At 50.8% G+C, this 17,803-nt stretch carries 14 protein-coding genes; 12 read left to right on the top strand and 2 right to left on the bottom strand.

What is annotated here, in order from left to right:
- The first annotated feature begins 318 nt into the window (after nt 1-318).
- Entirely contained in the window at nt 319-1,263 is a 945-nt protein-coding gene (locus QOL41_RS13675) for a tetratricopeptide repeat protein (RefSeq protein ID WP_283430207.1), read from the top strand.
- A 133-nt stretch (nt 1,264-1,396) separates the two neighbouring features.
- Nucleotides 1,397-2,095, top strand: a complete 699-nt coding sequence (locus QOL41_RS13670) for an NYN domain-containing protein (protein WP_173654534.1) — start codon at nt 1,397-1,399, stop codon at nt 2,093-2,095.
- A 235-nt stretch (nt 2,096-2,330) separates the two neighbouring features.
- Here the strand turns inward: QOL41_RS13670 and QOL41_RS13665 are convergent, their stop codons facing one another.
- Complete coding sequence (locus tag QOL41_RS13665) at nt 2,331-3,221, bottom strand: hypothetical protein (RefSeq protein ID WP_283430206.1); 891 nt, start codon at nt 3,219-3,221, stop codon at nt 2,331-2,333.
- 120 nt (nt 3,222-3,341) lie between these two features.
- On the opposite strand from QOL41_RS13665, the gene QOL41_RS13660 reads away from it, so the two are divergent.
- From QOL41_RS13660 to QOL41_RS13635, 6 genes are all read left to right on the top strand, one after another.
- On the top strand, nt 3,342-4,523 hold the full coding sequence (locus QOL41_RS13660) for an ABC transporter substrate-binding protein (RefSeq protein WP_283430205.1): 1,182 nt from the start codon (nt 3,342-3,344) through the stop codon (nt 4,521-4,523).
- 3 nt (nt 4,524-4,526) lie between these two features.
- Entirely contained in the window at nt 4,527-5,324 is a 798-nt protein-coding gene (locus QOL41_RS13655; protein ID WP_173654537.1) for a cyclic nucleotide-binding domain-containing protein, read from the top strand.
- A gap of 40 nt (nt 5,325-5,364) precedes the next feature.
- The gene (purM, locus tag QOL41_RS13650; RefSeq protein WP_163438478.1) at nt 5,365-6,390 is read left to right on the top strand and encodes a phosphoribosylformylglycinamidine cyclo-ligase; all 1,026 of its coding nucleotides are present in this window, start codon (nt 5,365-5,367) and stop codon (nt 6,388-6,390) included.
- Nucleotides 6,391-6,650: 260 nt separating this feature from the next.
- Nucleotides 6,651-8,276 (top strand): glycosyl hydrolase family 5, encoded by a 1,626-nt coding sequence (locus QOL41_RS13645; protein ID WP_283430204.1) that lies wholly within the window; start codon nt 6,651-6,653, stop codon nt 8,274-8,276.
- Between the two features lie 23 nt (nt 8,277-8,299).
- Nucleotides 8,300-9,727 carry a glycosyl hydrolase family 5 gene (locus tag QOL41_RS13640; protein ID WP_283430203.1) on the top strand — a complete coding sequence of 476 codons (1,428 nt, stop codon included), beginning with the start codon at nt 8,300-8,302 and terminating at the stop codon, nt 9,725-9,727.
- A gap of 192 nt (nt 9,728-9,919) precedes the next feature.
- Complete coding sequence (locus QOL41_RS13635; RefSeq protein ID WP_283430202.1) at nt 9,920-10,864, top strand: PorV/PorQ family protein; 945 nt, start codon at nt 9,920-9,922, stop codon at nt 10,862-10,864.
- Nucleotides 10,865-10,880: 16 nt separating this feature from the next.
- On the opposite strand, the gene QOL41_RS13630 is transcribed toward QOL41_RS13635, so the two are convergent.
- Entirely contained in the window at nt 10,881-11,780 is a 900-nt protein-coding gene (locus tag QOL41_RS13630; RefSeq protein WP_283430201.1) for a sigma 54-interacting transcriptional regulator, read from the bottom strand.
- Nucleotides 11,781-11,937: 157 nt separating this feature from the next.
- Here QOL41_RS13630 and QOL41_RS13625 point away from each other — a divergent pair, with 157 nt between their 5' ends.
- The 4 genes from QOL41_RS13625 to QOL41_RS13610 all read left to right on the top strand — a co-directional run bounded on the left by QOL41_RS13625 (nt 11,938) and on the right by QOL41_RS13610 (nt 17,752).
- Nucleotides 11,938-12,297: a hypothetical protein gene (locus QOL41_RS13625; protein ID WP_283430200.1), complete on the top strand. Its 360-nt coding sequence runs from the start codon at nt 11,938-11,940 to the stop codon at nt 12,295-12,297.
- Nucleotides 12,275-13,597 (top strand): aspartate kinase, encoded by a 1,323-nt coding sequence (locus QOL41_RS13620; RefSeq protein WP_088628924.1) that lies wholly within the window; start codon nt 12,275-12,277, stop codon nt 13,595-13,597. The genes QOL41_RS13625 and QOL41_RS13620 overlap by 23 nt, the downstream gene beginning before the upstream one ends.
- A gap of 126 nt (nt 13,598-13,723) precedes the next feature.
- The gene (locus QOL41_RS13615; RefSeq protein ID WP_283430199.1) at nt 13,724-15,799 is read left to right on the top strand and encodes an FISUMP domain-containing protein; all 2,076 of its coding nucleotides are present in this window, start codon (nt 13,724-13,726) and stop codon (nt 15,797-15,799) included.
- Nucleotides 15,800-15,928: 129 nt separating this feature from the next.
- Nucleotides 15,929-17,752, top strand: coding sequence for a hypothetical protein (locus QOL41_RS13610; RefSeq protein ID WP_283430198.1), 1,824 nt, complete (start codon nt 15,929-15,931; stop codon nt 17,750-17,752).
- Nucleotides 17,753-17,803 lie beyond the last annotated feature (51 nt).

Raw genomic sequence — 17,803 nt, 5'->3', positions numbered from 1 at the left:
AGGTATGTAAGATTTAAGAAACAATTTCCTAATTTTGGCGAATTTTTCGAAAAAACAGTACATTTGTCCAAAACGGCGGACCTTAAATTGTTGTCTATCAATGGATTAACGGGTGCCTGCTGAGGCCACTTTCACCCCGGAATAGGGGCCAAAACGGATATTCCAATTTGGAGTAAAAAATAAGGAAAATAAGTTTTTGAAATTCGCAAAAATGAACATTTCCCTTGTGGATAAATAGTGAATTGAGTCTTTTTATCCATAGTTTATCAACAGATTTGGGGTGTTTCACGGGTTGCCATATTTTCTAAATTTGCACCAATGCGATTTTTGAACACGATATTTTTTGCCCTTTTTGCTTTGGCCGCCCTCTGTTTTGCCGAAGAACCTCTGACGCTTTCACTCCCCAAGAACCAGGCGGAACTCTGGTCCAAGGCGACTTCTGCGACTATGGCCCTGCGTTATGGCGATGCTTTGGAATATTCCAAGAAACTCCGTGCTGAAAACGATGGTGTGGGCTGCGTGCTTGAAAACATTGTGCGAATCAGCGCTTACGACGACAAGGGCGACACTTCGGCTTTGTTCAGGGCGGGCAAGTACCTGGAAAACTGCAAGACCACGGGACTCTGGGATGCCTTGCGCCGTTTTGAGATGGGTTTCGTGCAGGGCGAGACGGGGCATTCAGTCAAAGGGGCAATGACCACGCGCTCTGCGGCTAAGGCATTCGAAGATTCCAAGGAACTCGAGGCACGCGCCTTCTTTGCCATTTACGCTTATTACATAGACAAGAGCTTTAGCTGGGTGCCGTTCAAGTCGGACAATCGCGAGCTTTATCTGGCTACTCTCGACAGCGCATCGCAAAAGTCCGAACGATTCTGGCCGCTGTTTCTGACTCCGCTCATCTGGATGCATTACGACAAGGAAGACTTTGCGACGGGCCTGAGTCTTGCCGAACGCGGCCTCAAGCGCGCGCCGAATCACCCGGTCATGCTGCAGATCAAGGCCGACATGCTTTACCGCCTCAAGAAGTATACCGAGGCTGCCGACATTTACGAGCGTAGCGCCGCCGACTATTTAAAGCGCACGGGCAAGAGCATTCGTTACTGGTGCTCGGCGCTGAACTTGATTCGCATTTATAGCGACAAGGGCGACAAGGCTAAGGCCGAAGCCTGGCGCAAAACTTTGGATGACCCGAAATTCGAGGAACTCAAGGACTGGATGCCGGGCTCGCTCATGGACGACCTGAAGAAGAAAAAGCTGCTTTAAGGTTTTATCGACGCAAGTTTATCGCGCAAAATGTTGCGTGATACTTTGTATAGAAAATTTAACATCAAAACGGTATACAAAGCCCCTAAAAAAAGCGTGTTAGTAAAAGGCACGTCTTTTTTATGGAGGTATTATGCCGCAACCGCTCCGCATAGGATTTTTCCTAGATGGTTTCACTCTAAAAAAGGTGAACGATTATTACCGCAACGTTCACCGGTTCCATTCGTGCTTGGATTTTCGGAGCCTAAGGCTTTGGGTGGAATCGCAGGCAATCCGCTATTTTGAAGGCGACAAGTTCCGCGAACTGCAAATGGAGTCGCACTATTACCACCCGTACCGCGACCCGCATGTGTTCGCTCGCGATTGCGAAGGCGTGCTCAAGCTAGAACATGTGCTGGAACAGGCCGGCTACAGCGTGCATTTCAACAATCCAGCAGAGGCGGGCTGTGTGGGCCCGAACCTGTTACTCATGGAAGACGCCTTGTTGTTTGCTATGTACCGCAAGCTCGATGCCGTGGTGCTTTTAAGCACGCAGGGCGAGTATGCGCCACTCCCTGACAGACTAAGGCTCATGGGCATTCCCACACTTGTGCTCGGCTGGGATTTTGTCTACCCGAAGGCGAAAAGCTACGTGCGCTGGAAAACAGATTCGTGCCTTAGGCGCAGTTGCGCCCATTACGTGGCCATGGAAAAGATTCTGGATAACGACCTGAATTCAAAGGCGCCTCGCGGATTTTTCTTTCAATGCGAACACCCGTTCAGCAAAGGGCGTAACCCTCGACCAAAGGTGGCGGTGGGGCGCGATCCTCACGCGCCTCGCCGCCTTAATTAACAAAAAAGCCCTCGGCTTTTAACCGAGGGCGATTTTCATAAATGCGATAGAGTCGAGCGGTCTCCGTGAACAACAAACGCCTCGTATTAACGAGGCGTGGTTGACGCTTTCAGCGTCCGCGGCTTCACTCGGTCATAAAATTATGCAAGCATAATTTTGCGACACTCGTTTTGCACGCTTTTGTGAGAGCAAAGTCCAGTCACATTTTCATGTTGACTATAGGGACTTTGCGGTCTTATAACTTATCCGCTTGCTTCTTTTCCCATTTAGACAGGAAGTACCAGGTGGCGCGGACGCCCAGGAAGTACGTGTCGCCGACGTTGTCGGTGCCGTACGGACCGTAGTTGATACCGAAGTCTTCGATAGAAAGGTCGTTGTAGCGCACAAAGCGGTAGCCGAGGTAGGCGCCCAGAGCCAAGCGACCGAGTTCGATACGGAGTTCGATTTCGGAGTTGACTGTGGTGGCGAACGTGCTGTAGAAGCGGTCGCGCATGATATCGTTGTTTTCGATGTTGCCCTTTTCGGAAACAGAGAAGTTAGAGGCGAAGTGGAAGTTGATCAAGTTGAAACCGAAGCCCACAGAAGGAATCAGGTTGATCGGAGCGTTTTCGCCAAAGAGCTTCCAACCGAACATCCAGTCGGCGCCATAGGCGAACCATTCCACGTCATAAAGCGGATAGCTCTTGGGGCTTTCGTTTCCGTTTTCGTCCACCGGCGTATAGCCAGATGCAGGACGCTTGGATACCTGCGGTGCCATGAAGTTGAGGTCGAACCAAGTCAGGAACTGTTTGTATTGGGCACCGATGTTCACGTGCATACCCAAGTACCAGTCGCTGAACTTCTTGTAGCCGGGGTTCCCGTAGTATTCGACCAGCAAGGTGTCGACGCCACCTTCGGAGTTTTCGACGGGAGTTTCGGCCAGGTGGCCGTAGTCGGCAAGCGCCGTGTTGTTCACATAGCGCTGGAATTCCCTACGCATGCCGCGGTAGTCCGCGCCAACCGAAATGAACCCACGGACGTGGTCCTTTTCGTAAAACCCTTCTTCTTCTTCGGCAAAGGAGCCGGTGGCGAGGGTGAGCAAGCTGAGAGCAACAATGCTCAAAAAAGAGGCTATCTTTGTTTTCATAAAAGATTCCGTTGATAATAATATCTAGGCTATAAAATACATTATGTTTACGAAAATTGCATTAGAAATTTTCATAAGACGTTAAAAATCAACGATTTACGTGCTTTTTTAGGAGTTTGAATGTTGAATTTTTGTGGAAAAATGGTCTTGAGTGCCACCTTCGGGCTTTTTATGGCATTTTCGGCCTTTGGGCTGTCGGGGTGCAAAAACGAGGCTGAAAGCGAAAAAAATTTGGCCGATTGCGGTGAACTTCCGGCGCTGGAATTTAGCGAAAACCTTAAAATCGGCAAGCTTTGTGGCGAAGATTACGCCGAAATCCGCTCGATTGTGGGTCGCGATACCCTAATCAAGCGCTTTAAGCTGGGCGAGCCACTCAAGCGCGTGGTGGCGCTTTCGTCGGCACAGGTGGGCTATATGCTGCGCCTCGGGCTCCGTGACCGCATTGTGGCGGTGGGCGAAGGCAAGTACTTGGTCGATAGCGTGGTGTATGCGCGCGTCGCTGCGGGCGAGGTGGCCGAGGTCGGAAACGGGCCTACGCTTTCGCTCGAAAAGCTGATGGCGGCAAAGCCGGACTTGGTGTTCGACTTTGCGACTGGCGGCGGCATGGACGACTACGAGCGTATTGGCGCCATCGGGCTTTCGCTGATGCTTACGTCGGAATGGCAGGAACGGACACCGCTTGCGAAGGCCGAATGGATTAAGCTGTTTGGGCGCCTGTTTGGCGTAGAATCTCTCGCGGATTCTGTTTTTGAACAAAGTAAAAGTTTGTATTTGCAGGCTACCAACGGGGGCGTTGTGGGGGTGTCCCCCGCTAGAGGGGGTAGCGAGCAACAACGTGCGAGCGAGGGGGAGGCTTGCCCCCGCGTGTTAGTAGGCATGAGCTACGGTGGCGTATGGCATGCGCCGGGCGGCAACAGCTTTACTGCGCGCCTTATCAAAGATGCGGGCGGTTGCTACTTGTGGGCCGCGGACACCAATCAGGAATTGCAGTTTAGCCTCGAAGAAATCTTGCAGGTGGCAGACAGTGCCGACGTGTGGGTGAATCCGGGAATGTTCGCGACTCCCGAAGACCTGATTGCGGCAGAACCGCGCGTCAAGTTTATCCGTGCGTTCAAGGAAAAACGCGTGTACCAGAACGACGGTATCAAGGGAGCCGGTGGCGGGAACGATTTTTTCGAGTCTGCAGTCGCGTATCCTGCCGAAACGCTTACAAATTTGCGTTCGTGTATACAAAACTCTACAAATGGGGCTGATTCTAGCCAAAAAGGTTTTGACTGGTACCACAATATTTTTATCTTTTAAGGCATGAAGACTCATACTGGTATTGGTGACTGGATTGCAGCCAACTATGAACTTGGGACGCCTTTTTTGCAGCAGGTGCCCAGAGACTGCGCAGACTATTTGCTTTTGAATGCGCAGATCCGCGAGTACGAGCCGGGGGAAATCATTATTAACGGTGGTTCTGTCGGGGATTCGTTCTGCGTGTTGCAAAGTGGTCGAGCTTTTATTTGCGGTCAGATTTTGGCCGATGGCCATTACAATACGCTGGCCCTGCTTGATGCGGGTGCATGCTTTGGTGAAATGTCCATTATCTGTAACGAACCCACGAGTAATACGGTTATCGCGAGCGAAGATGGTGCCACGGTGCTCCACATTCCGCGCGACGAATTCGTGAAGTTTCTGGACAAGAACCCGAACATTATGGTGTACCTTTACAAGGTGGTCGCTGACCGCCTGCGCGCCAAGAACAAGGCGTTCGATGAATTCGAAAGACTTTCGCTTTTGGCTTCTGCAAAGGTGCTCCCCTTTATTGATTTTGCGCAAACTATGGAAAAGAGCCGCGTGACGGGAACGGTCTTGTTCGAATGCAATGGCGAAAAGGGCTTTATCGCATTCCAGGACGGCCGAATCTGCTGTGCCAAGTGTGGCAAACTGGCAGGCCCAGATGCTCTTGAAAAAATGTTGTCTTGGGGCGACGAAACGCTCTTCAAGCTTGACACGCACTTGATGCCCGATATCGTGAACATCAACCAGATGTCCGATACTACGAGCCTGATTTTGGATGCGCTCAGAAATATTGATGAAAAACAAAATGCCCACTAAGGGCTAACACGTGCCCAAGACTTGGGCAAAAGGATAAAAGATGAATTACGCAGACGCAGGAGTGTCCTTGGCACGTGCCGACGAGGCAATGGTCGGTGTCAAGAAATCCGTACGTACTACATTCAACCAAGGCGTTCTCGGTGACGTGGGCAACTTCGGTGGCCTGTTCACGCTGAACCATCTCGGCATGAAGGACCCCGTCCTCGTGAGTTCCGTTGATGGCGTGGGCACCAAGCTCAAGGTCGACATTGAAATGGGCACGCACGAACTCCCGGGTCAAGACATCGTGAACCACTGCTGCGACGATATTCTCGTTCAGGGTGCACGTCCGCTGTTCTTCTTGGACTACGTGGCTACTGGCCGCCTGGAACCGGGTGTCATGGACAAGCTCGTTGCCGGTATGGCCAAGGCTTGCCGCGAAAACGACCTCGTGTTGATCGGTGGCGAAACGGCTGAAATGCCGGGCTTCTACGGTCCGGGCGACTACGATATTTCCGGCACCATCGTGGGTGTCGTGGAACGCGAAAACATCATTGACGGCAAGAAGATCAAGCCGGGTACCATTATCCTTGGCCTGCCTTCTACCGGTTTGCATACAAATGGTTATTCTTTGGCTCGTAAGGTGCTCTTCGACGTGGCCGGTTACAAGGTTGACACCATGGTCGATGGCATGGACAAGTCCATCGGCGAAGCTCTCGCCGTGCCGCACCGCAGCTACTATCCGAGCCTGATTGACCTTTGCAACAAGAAGATTATCCAGGGCCTCGCCCACATTACCGGTTCTGGCTACCAGGGCAACATCCCGCGAATCCTCCCGGACGATGTCGACGTGATTATCGATCGCACCACGTGGGATCCTCCGATGATCTTCAAGCTGATCCAGCAGGCTGGCTCTGTCGAAAAGGACGAAATGTACTCTACCTTCAACATGGGTATGGGCATGCTCATCTTCATCGACCCGAAGGACAAGGCCGAAGTCACCGCTCATCTCGAAGCCAAGGGCGAAAAGTGGGTGCAGATTGGTGAAGTCGTGAAGGGCACCAAGCAGGTGAAGTTCAGAGACTAGTCCTCCCGCAACAAGAGAAATTTAAAGGCTTGCACGCAAGTGCGGCCTTTTTTTGCGTTATGCGACTATGGAGGGCAGGCTGAAAAACAGCCTGCTCGGAATAGTCGTCAAAGCCCCGAGTAATTTTGCGTGACGCAGTTCTCATATTTCGGGGCTTTGTGTACATTTAGGGAACATATAATGATTTAGTAACTTGATTTTGCTTTGAAAATCGGGCTACAGAATTTATTTTTAGAACTGAAAAAACAATAAGAGGATGTATGAAGCAAAAACTATTCAAGACGATGATCGCGGCCGGTGCGGTCGCCATGATTTGCGCTTGCGGCGACGATTCCGCTTCGAGCAGTCCCGTAACCCCGATTGCCGATAACGCTTGTGCAAAGGCTGTCGTAACGTCTACGGCATGGATCTTTAACACGGGTAGCGCTGATTTGGTCATTTATGCCGATGGCAATGTGACGAATGCGGCTGGCCAGCCGATTGGCTATTTTGACGCCGGTGTCATTATGGATTTGAATGGTGCGCCGATTGCAACGGGTGTTGATATTGCAGCCCTGACCGCTTGCGAAGCAAATGCAACTGTTGACCCGCAAACGGGTACCATCGAAAAGTTCAGCTCGTCTTCTGTTACGACTAATCCGACCGATCCTACCGATCCCACAAATCCGACTTCTTCGGCCGGCACAAACCCGACTGATCCGACGTCGTCTGCGGGCGGTACGAACCCGACCGATCCGACATCTTCTGCAGGTGGCACGAATCCGACCGACCCGACTTCTAGCGCGGGCATTGAACCTGTCGAAAGCAGCTCTAGCAACGCAGAACCGGCCAAGACGACTGGCAACCCCGAAGAAGATATCAAGCTGTATCCTGTGCCTACACTCAAGAACATTCTTGGCAATGGTACTAGCGGCTGGAATACCCGTTATTGGGATGCCTGTAAGCCCCACTGCTCTCAGACGAGTACCGATGGTGAAGAAGGCAAGCCTAAAATTAATACTCAGGCAGAATACGAGGCCAGCCACTACACGGCCCGTGTTTGCAATATTCACGATATTGAAATTCCGACGTTCACTTATAGCAAGGGCCTGGAACGTTATTGGGTAGGTATCCAGAATACCCCGAACGCATGTCAGGAAGCGGACCCCGCATCTGGTGGTGGTTTCACTTGTACCGACATGGCTCCTGTGGCTGTAAATGATACTTTGGCATACGCCTTCGTTGCCGGTAGCGATGCGACAACTTCGTGCGGTAAATGTTTCCATTTGCAGTATGACGGTTCCTTCCATGATGCTAGTGAGAGCAATGGCGCCAAGGCAACACACAAGGCTCTTAAGGGCAAGCATATCATCGTGATGGCATCTAACATTGGTCATGACGTGAAGCCTGGTCAGTTTGACTTGATGGTACCGGGCGGTGGTCCAGGTATCTTTAATGCCTTGCAGCTTCAGATTACCAAGCCCGGCATTGAATGGGGCGCTACTTATGGCGGCTTCTTGACTTACTGCCAGAACAACGACAAGTGCGGTTACGATGGATCGCTGGATTGCTACCAGACCTGCGTCAAGGAAATGTGTGATGCTGCCTTTGGCGACTCCAACTATCCGAACCTGCTTCGTGGTTGCCACTGGTTTGCCGATTGGTTTATGGCTGCCGACAATCCGACCTACCAGTGGGAAGAAGTCGAATGCCCGCAGTACTTGATTGACAAGTATTCTACCACCATCAGCACTTCTATTGAAACCAAGATCTTGTTCCAGTCTGACTGGTCCAAATACCAGGGCGGTGACTTTATCACTACGGATGCTTGCAGCAAAACTCCCAATGCACAGGGCGAATACTGCAATCCGGAACAGTTGGCTGCTGACAAGGCCAAGACTTACTAGTCTTGCGCACTGTAAGAGGTTTTATGAATCGTAAGTTATTCAAGAGTCTGATTGCTGCAAGTGCTGTCGCTATGATTTGCGCTTGCGGTGACGATGCCACTTCGAACAACGCCACCGATCCGATTTTGGACCCGGGTGCAGGTGTCGACAATCCGTATTCTTCGGGTAGCGTGACTGACCCGAGCAATCCGGGCAACACGCAGGATCCTGGCAATGTGCAGAACCCGACATCTTCTGCGGGTGGCACGAACCCGAATTCTAGCGCTGGCATTACGGATCCGACATCGTCTGCAGGCGGCACGAACCCGACTGATCCGACGAATCCGACGTCGAGCACGGGCACTGACCCTGTGGTCAGCAGCAGTTCCGGAAATACGAACCCGGAACTTGGCCCCGACGGGTTCCCGACCCTTGAATCTTACGGTGCGCCTCCGGCCGAATACACCAAGGACATTAGCGCTACGGCAAAGCGCGGCTGGAATACCCGTTATTGGGATGCCTGCAAACCGCATTGCTCTTGGCTTAAGGAAAGCTCTAACGATACAACTCGTGCAGATACGTCTTCCAACGAGGCGTTCCTTGCCGACTTTGGCACTGCGCGTAACTGCAACATCCACGATGTCGAAGTCCCTACCTTTACCTTGGGTGACGTATCGAAGGCCTGGTTCGGTTACAACGGAACCCGAAGCGCTTGCGGCGACGAAAAGGAAAAGGGCGTGTTCACCTGCACCGACATGGCGCCTATTGCCGTGAACGACACGCTTTCTTATGCATACGTTGCGGGCACTGCCGACAGCAAGTGCGGCAAGTGCTATCACCTGCAGTACGATGGCCATTTCGCGAACGAGATGGAAAACAACCCGCCCAGGGAAACCCACAAGGCTCTCAAGGGCAAGCACATGATCGTGATGGCCTCTAACATCGGTATGGATGTGGCTGGCGGCAATCCTAATCTTCCGGCGGGTCAGTTCGACTTGATGGTTCCGGGCGGTGGCGTGGGCGCCTTTGACGCTCTTACAACTCAGGTGAAAAAAGGCAGCGACTTTAACTGGGGTGCAGGCTTTGGCGGATTCTTGACCGAATGTCAGAACCAGCTCGGCTACGACGCTACTCTCGTTGAATACCAGACTTGTATCAAGGGTATGTGCGATGCGGCCTTCGGCGATGCCGGCCTCCCGAACCTGTTGCGCGGTTGCCACTGGTTTGCCGACTGGTACATGGCCGCAGACAATCCGACCTACTACATCGAAGAAGTGGAATGCCCGCAGTACTTGATTGACCATTACATGAGCCGATACAACACCTCTCTAGAAAACAACTTCAAGAAGGTGACGGACTGGTCCACTTTCAAGGAAGGAGACGTGCTCGATACGCTCCATTGCTGGAAGGCGGGCGAAGCTCCTCCGGAAAACGGCTGGCAGAATCCGAGCGCCGGTTGCGATGTGGAATAATCGACCTTAAGTTTAGCTGAAAACCCCGCGAAAGTTCGCGGGGTTTTTACTTTATACAACATGATCCATTGGCGCTATGGCAATACCCGCAGCTGGGATGGCAACAATAAGTACAATATTTTCTAGTGTATGAGAAACCTGTTTAAAGCGATTGATGAATAAATAATCCTGAAATTTTGTATCTTGTAGGGCATGAATAAGAAGATCCTCGCTATAAGTCTTGTTGCATGTTCCCTTGCTTTTGCCGGGGAGCATTGGAATGTAGATGCCGGCGGGGTATCGATGAAGTATCTTTCGATGCATGCTTCGGCTAGGACTGCCGGCCTTTCGGGTGCGGGTGTTGCCGATGCGGCGAATGCTTCTGAAATTTCGCGTAACCCGCTGGCCATGGCAACTGTTCAAGAAGCCGAGGCGGGCATAAACCATGTTATTTTCCCGGAAATGACGGCTGACGATTTTACGACGGCGTATTTCGCGCTTCCGTTTGAGTTCTGGAAATTCCCGCTCACGGTGTCGGCTGGTTTTGAATTTTTGGGTTACGATGGTATTGAAGGCCGCGACGAAGAAGGCTTTAAGACGTCGGATTATGGTGCCTACGCTTGGTCATTGCAGGCGGGCCTCGGTAACCGCAGCAAGGTTTTCAACTGGGCGCTGTCGGCACGCTTGTGCCAGCAGACCATTGATGACGAATCGGCGCTTGCGTTCTTGGGCGACATCGGTGGCGCCTACCATGTGAATGAATACTTTGCCTTTGGCGCGACGCTTACGAATTTTGGCTACATGGGCGACTACGATGGCGAAAGCGAAACCGCCCCGATGGCTTTGCAGGCAGGCATTACAGGAATCTTGCCGATTTCAAAACTCTTTAATTTGGAAAGCCAGTGGAATTTGCATATGTCTGCCGACGCTTACCGCCGCGCCGACATGGCTGACCCCGAGTGGCGATTCGGGGGCGAACTGACTTACGCTGAAATGCTCGCATTCCGTATGGGTTACGCGGCGCGCCCCGACACCGAAGACGGAATCAGTGCGGGCCTTGGTGTTGCCATCGGTATGGCGCATTTCGACTACGCCTACAGCCCCAAGAAGGCCTTTGACGGCGGGTATCATTACCTGACGCTTGGAATTCGATTCTAATTAATCACCAAGTTTTTTAGCTCTGGTGTTTCTTAATATGGTAATTTAGGCAGCCGCGGCTGATGCCTAGTTTTTGTGCGGTGATGCTCCTGTTGCCGTTGTTCTTGGAAAGTTCCGAATAAATTAATTCCCATTCGGGCGTTTCGGTGATGCGTCTGGATTTTACGTTGTAAAGTCTGGTCGGTTCGGCGACGCTGCTGCTGAATATTGGCTCGAAAAATTCTTCGTCGAGTAGCTTAGGCAGGGTGATGTCGTAGGGCTTTAAAAGCGAATAGCGCTGCAGTACATTCTTGAGTTGGCGTACGTTGCCAGGCCATTTGCGCTTGGAAAGCAATGTGATTTCGCTTGCATTAAGCGGATTGTGGTCGGCGATTTCTTTCCAGATTTCTTGAGCGATTGCGGCAAAGTCTTCGCGCTCCCTAAGTGGCGGGATTTTTACGGGGAACACATTTAGTCTAAAGTAAAGGTCTTCGCGGAATCGGCCTGCATGCACCTCGGCGCGCAAGTTGCGGTTGGTGGCGCAAATCAGGCGGAAGTCTACAGGCAGGGGGTCGCAGCTGCCGAGTGGCATTACGGAGCGCTCTTGCAGAATGCGCAACAGCTTGCACTGGGTTTCAAACGGCATCTCGCCAATTTCATCTAGAAACAGCGTGCCGTGTTCCGCTGAGCGGACCACTCCCAGGCGCTCCTCGGAGGCGCCGGTGAATGCCCCCTTGCGGTGGCCTTCTAGAATGCTTTCGGTGAGTCCCTTCGCAATCGCCCCGCAATTGAGGGCGATAAAGGGCCCGCCCGCCCGCTTGCTGTGAGCGTGCACGAAGCGGGCGGCAACCTCTTTGCCGCTGCCCGATTCCCCCAGCAAGAGCACCGAGATGTCGGAGCTTGCCGCGATACGTAACATGGATTCGTGTCTGTTCATAAAGCCTCTTACTATACACGCTTTTTTTGAGGCTTTTGTGAGCGACAGTGCGAATATTTTACATTCGCGCCCAGAATTTTACATAACGGGGCGTTGCGGGTGCTCCCGCAGAGGGGGTAGGTGGCAACAACGTGCCACCGAGGGGGAGACCTCCCCCTTGCAACAAAAATTCAAAATTTTTATCTTTGCGCTCGCAACGGTAAAAAACACCGTCGCAGACATAGACACAAAGGCGACCGCTAAAAATTGCTTTGATGAAGAAAATTTGAGCGAGACCGAGTGCAGGCAGGAACGAGAAGTGGTGAATACTGGAAGTCTTTACCACTTCGAGAGACGAAACTGCACGATGAGTCGCAGCCAAATTTTTGAAAATGAATTTTTAGAGGGCGCCGTAAACCAAAAGTGGCTGGCCAGATGGGTAGGCTTGGGCACGACGGTCGCGAGGAAAGCGATTGCGCTCGAAGCTGAGAGGTTTGGTGGCCCAAAAGGAAAAAATGAGTCAAAGAATCGTATGTAAGTTCGGCGGCAGCTCTGTCGCCGATGCAGGCCAGTTCAAGAAGATCAAGGCCATCGTTGAATCCGACAAGAACCGTAAGGTCATCGTCGTTTCCGCCCCCGGCAAGCGCAATCCTAAGGAAACCAAGCTTACCGACCTCCTCTACAGCACCTATGACCTCGCTAGCAAGGGTCTCGACTTTTCGACCCCGTGGAACCTGATCCGCCAGCGCTACGACGAAATCTGCAAGGACCTGGGCCTCGGCGACAAGCTTTCCGAAGATCTCGACAGCCTCGAAGACAAGCTCAAGAACCATCCTGAAACCATCAGCACCGACTTCTTGGTGAGCCGCGGCGAATTCCTTTGCGCCCGCCTCATGGCCAAGTACCTGGGTGCAAACTTCGTGGACACCTTCCCGCTGATCACCTTCGACGACAAGTATCGCATTACGCCGAAGACTTACGAAGACATCGCGAAGACCTTGTCCGACGAAAACCAGCTTTACGTGCTGCCGGGCTTTTATGGTAGCAACCTCCGTGGCGAAGTCAAGACCTTCAGCCGTGGCGGTTCCGACATCACGGGCGCTATCCTTGCCAATGGCATTGATGCTGCCAAGTATGAAAACTGGACCGACGTTTCGGGCATGCTCATGGCTGACCCGCGCATCGTCGAAAATCCGCTGCCGATTGAATACGTGAGCTACCGCGAAATCCGCGAACTCGCTTATTCCGGCGCTTCTGTGCTCCACGACGAATCTATCGCTCCGTGCCGCGCCAAGAAGATTCCTATCAATATCCGCAACACGAACCGCCCGCAGGATCCGGGTACCATCATCGGCCCCACTCCGGAAGAAGCAAAGCTCCCGATTACGGGCGTTGCCGGCCGTAAGGGCTTCTCGATGATCTACATCGAAAAGTCCATGATGAACAAGGAAGTCGGTTTCGGTCGCCGTGTGCTCGCCGTGCTCGAAAGTGAAGGCCTCTCCTACGAACTGTGCCCGAGCGCCATCGACTCCATGAGCATCGTGGTGGATAGCAAGGCTCTCGACGCCGTGCAGGACGTGGTTCTCGAAGACATCACGCAGCAGATGCGCCCCGACCGTATCAAGGTGTTCCCGGGTATCGCACTCATCGCTACCGTGGGTCATGGCATGACGAACAAGATCGGTGTGGCTGCAAAGCTCTTCACGGCTCTCGCAGACAACAAGGTCAACGTCCGCATTATTGACCAGGGTTCTTCGCAGATCAACATCATCACCGGTGTTGACGAAGCCGATACCGAGAAGGCCATCAAGGCCATCTACGGCGCGTTCGTGAAGTGACGCCTCCGGCGTCATCCTGAGCCCTGAACGGGCGAAGGATCTCAAACCAGAATATAAATCGCGACCCGGAATTATCCGGGCCGTTTTTTATATATTTTTATACAAATTCAATATGTTAGGGGAAAAATGAAGAATCATTCTTTTTTATTTGATTGCATGCTGACCATTGCGTTTTGTGTTGGCTTGTGCGCATGCGGAGACGATAACAGCTCCAGCGCACCGGAAGAATCGAGCAGCAGCGAATCCAGTTCGAGCAGCAGTGCGTTGGTGTACGAGACTCCTTGTAGTGTGCCTCCTGTATTGAGTCTGATTTGGCCCTTGAACGATTCCTATATCGCGGATCTTGATTTTGATTTTACGGCAAAAGTCAACACCATTAGCTGTGACAAGAAAATTGAGCTTGAAACGGGGACCTTGTATTACGATGAATCCGTTGAAGGAAAATACAGGACACTCGGTGTTCCTGCATCGTACAAGGAAGTCGGCTCGTTTAAAGTGAAGGTGGTGCAGGATACGGTTAATTCGCGCGTATGGCACCTGAGTTATAACCTGGCAGAACTGGACAAAAAGTTTAAACTGGCTGATGGCTATTATAAGGCAGTGTTGGAATTATACGGCAAGCCTTACGATGTTGTATTTTTATTGACTCGCACGTTTGACAAGATTGCTTGGAATCTTGACTTTACCGAAGAACATAAGAATGTAGAGGTGTTTTGCGATGGTTGCCGTTTCCGCGAGCATATCTACAAGATGATGTTGATGAATTCTAAAGGCGATACCGTAAAGCAATTCTACAAGCCCGATACTTTTACCCCGTGGCTTTTGTATTCCGTGGATTCGCTTTGGGGTGTGTTGCCTGAAGGCCGGTACACCTTGCGCTTTATGGCGGTTTCCGGTATTGTGGCGCCTGACACGAGCATGTATCTGAAATTGTTGATGACCGATGGTGCAGATAGCACGATTGATCAAAAACTGGCTTGGGCCATCGATGAAAATTTGAATGTCCGAAAGGGGCTTATTGGAGCGGTCAAAGATACTACATTCGTTGTCGACCACAGTGCTCCAGAAATTGTGAATGTGCCGAAGGATTACAAGGCTTCGATTTATAGGGTCAGCGACAAATACATGACCCAGTTCAAATTCTCTTTTGACTTGATTCAGCCCGTGTACGGTGCAGAAAGGATTGCGAAGGTTTATTTGGAGGCCGCCGAATATGATAAAGATAAATACGAGACGATTTATTCTGATTCCGTTATCTTGAAAAGCGATACGACTAATTACTTGCTGAATGTCTTGGATACAACTCTTAAAGATTTTGACTGGGGCGATACGGATTATTACCAGATTCGCATGAGGGTGGAAGATGAATATCAGAATGTCAATATCGTAGAATTGACAAAGCTGTATATAGGAAAGGATTCTGTTTCTGATTATACTTTGTCTGAATTTTTTGTACCGGCAAAGATTCCCTCTAAGCTGTATGATTGCACAAAGTACAAGTGCCAGGATGTGAGCCTGTTGAATCCGGATGTGGAATACGGTGAATTGCTTGATGAACGCGACAATCACGTGTACCGCACCTTGAAATTGGGTAGTCAAGTTTGGATGGCGCAAAACTTGAACTATGCCACAGATTCAAGCTATTGTTTAAACAACGATTCTTTGAATTGCGATGTGTACGGAAGGCTTTATCCGTGGCATGTGGCGGTGGGCAAAACCTTGGAAGAATGCCCGCAGGATTCTTCGGCTTGCGATTTGTCGGCAGACTACATTGATAACAAGAACCATGTGAGGGGAATTTGCCCCGCGGGTTATCACATGCCTACTGATTCCGACTATGTTGAATTGGAACGTTACTTTGCCGAAAAATACAGTGCTGAAGTAGATGGCAATTTGATTTACGTGGCAAAGTATCTTTTGAGTCCGTATAAGTGGGATAATATGGAAGAGCGTGGGCTGAGGAAAGCCAAAAGGGATTTTACGAATGAGTCGGGATTTACCGTGCTTCCTTCTGGCGGCGCGGTACGTGACGATACTGGCTCTTGGATTTTCTCTGTACAAAGTTGGGGCGCTCGTTATTGGACCTCTTCAAGAAATTCGAATTACATGTCTTGTTGGGAAGGCTCCGGAATAGACGATTACGTACTCCTTTGGATTTGTGATTTGTACGGTATCTATAGTATTCGGTGCTTGAAGGATTGATGCGCTTGAATTCAAGTTATCCCTCAAAATAAACGCTTCATCATCTATTTCCATTTTTATGTTGTTTGAATAGGGTAAATAAATTATCTTATTCTACAAAGATGAATGGAATCACAAAAAAGGGTTAGGATGGAGCATTTTAGTCGTAAATGGTTTGCGGTATCGGTTGTTTTAACCGCACTGTTTGTTGCGGGCTGTTATGACCATACCTATGACTATTCCGATTACGAGGACCACGATTCAAGCAGGGGGAGCGTCCCCTGCGATTCGTCGGGAGTTTTCACCGCCCTGTCGGGAAAATTCTCGCTAGAGGCGCCGCTCATTCCGAAATCGCTCACCATTACCGCTCTCAAGCAGAACCTCGAAGAAGCCGAGGTCATTGAGGCCACCATCAGCAAGAACGGCTCACTTGGTTACACCTTTACCTCCGATTCCTGCGAGTACCCCACCACCTTTGCAAAACTTACATTCACCTGCACGCGCAGCGACTCGCCCGATGCAAAGGAGCTGACATTCGAGGAATATGTCGATTTTGGTCGTTATCCCACTCCCGCTGTTAACCTGCTCGGTGCGCTAGAAAGCAACCGCGTCAAGGACCTAGTTCAAAACGAAGGTTTTTATCTAGGCAACGCAAAGAAAAAGGCCTCGCGCGAAATTTTCAGGATGTTCGGCATGGTGTGGCAAGAGGGAATAGATTTTGAATCCGACAGCATTAAGTTTGATGCGTTGCGCCTTATGCCCTATTTACTCGCGAGTTTCGGCAATTCCGACTCGGCGTTTGCCGGAGCATTCAAAAAGATGTCGGAGTCATTGGAACGCAATACGTTCGGCAGCGAATTCTTTGACAGCCTCATGATTGTCGACGAGGTACTCGTTAATCGCTATGCAGATGTCATCAAGACAGACAGCACGAGTTTCGTCTTCTTTTCAAACTTATGGAAAGACGGCTACGGCCTTTCGGCATGCGACAGCCTCGGAAAACGAGCTAAGGTTGCAACGGAACAAAGCAAACTGAAGCAGCAACAATTTGTCTGCGACATGCGCAAAGATTCCATCATGTTCTGGAAACCGATGGACTCCCTGGATTTAGCTTTTGGCCCCTGTTATCACGGCTACACGGATATAGCGCAAGCAGGAGACACCGTATACGCTTGCTCCGACAAAGCCATGAACTGGATTCCGGCTGATGACAAAACAGCAATCAAGTTCCTGTTCGGCGAATGCAACGACTCCATGCGCAACAAATCCCGCGTCTATCATGATCATTTGTTCAAGTGCCACGGCTATGGTATTTCTATCCGCTGGACAGATACCATCCCCCTCGTCACCCAAAAGCAGGATGATTTCGAGGCTTATTTCTACCACGAACACGGTGACTGCATCGAGGAAAATGAAAAGGAAAAAGTCATTTTCAGGGACGGGTATTACCAATGCCAAGACGGCCGTTGGGAAGGCATCTCTGAAATTGATTACTTCGGGGGCGATTCCTGCACAACGGGGGATTCGCTCAGGATTTCTTCGCATTACTACCTCTGCGAAGAAAACAAGTGGCACTCTGTAGGGCGCCTTGAATACTACGGGCTTTCCTGCGACAAGGACAACAAAAACGAAGTCATTCAGGTAGACGGGGAGTATTTCTGGTGCACATTCTCCGAGGAATTCCTTTCATTTGGCGTTGCGTCCAGTTGGGAATGGAAATTCGTGCCAGCCGAAAGGCTTACCGAATACACTTCAGAGACTCCCCCCTGCATGGACATCCAATTTATAAGCTATAAAGGCGTTCAGTATATCTGCAAAAACAATAGTCGAGTTCTGGCCAATGACGAGGAATATCGCCCCTGGTATATTAGGACTCGATGTGCAGAATATTCCGACTCCTCTTACGAAATTTATGATGACGGCTCCAAACTTTGCGTCGGGTATCCGGATTTGCCACCATTGAATGATGACTAGGAGAAATCAATGATTTTTTGGCGATTCATTTTTACGATGATATGCGCAATA

Source organism: Fibrobacter sp. UWB10 (assembly GCF_900182935.1).
Lineage (GTDB): Bacteria > Fibrobacterota > Fibrobacteria > Fibrobacterales > Fibrobacteraceae > Fibrobacter > Fibrobacter succinogenes_O.
Note: the sequence above shows the minus strand (reverse complement) of the source record. Positions and strands in the feature narration are given on the sequence as shown.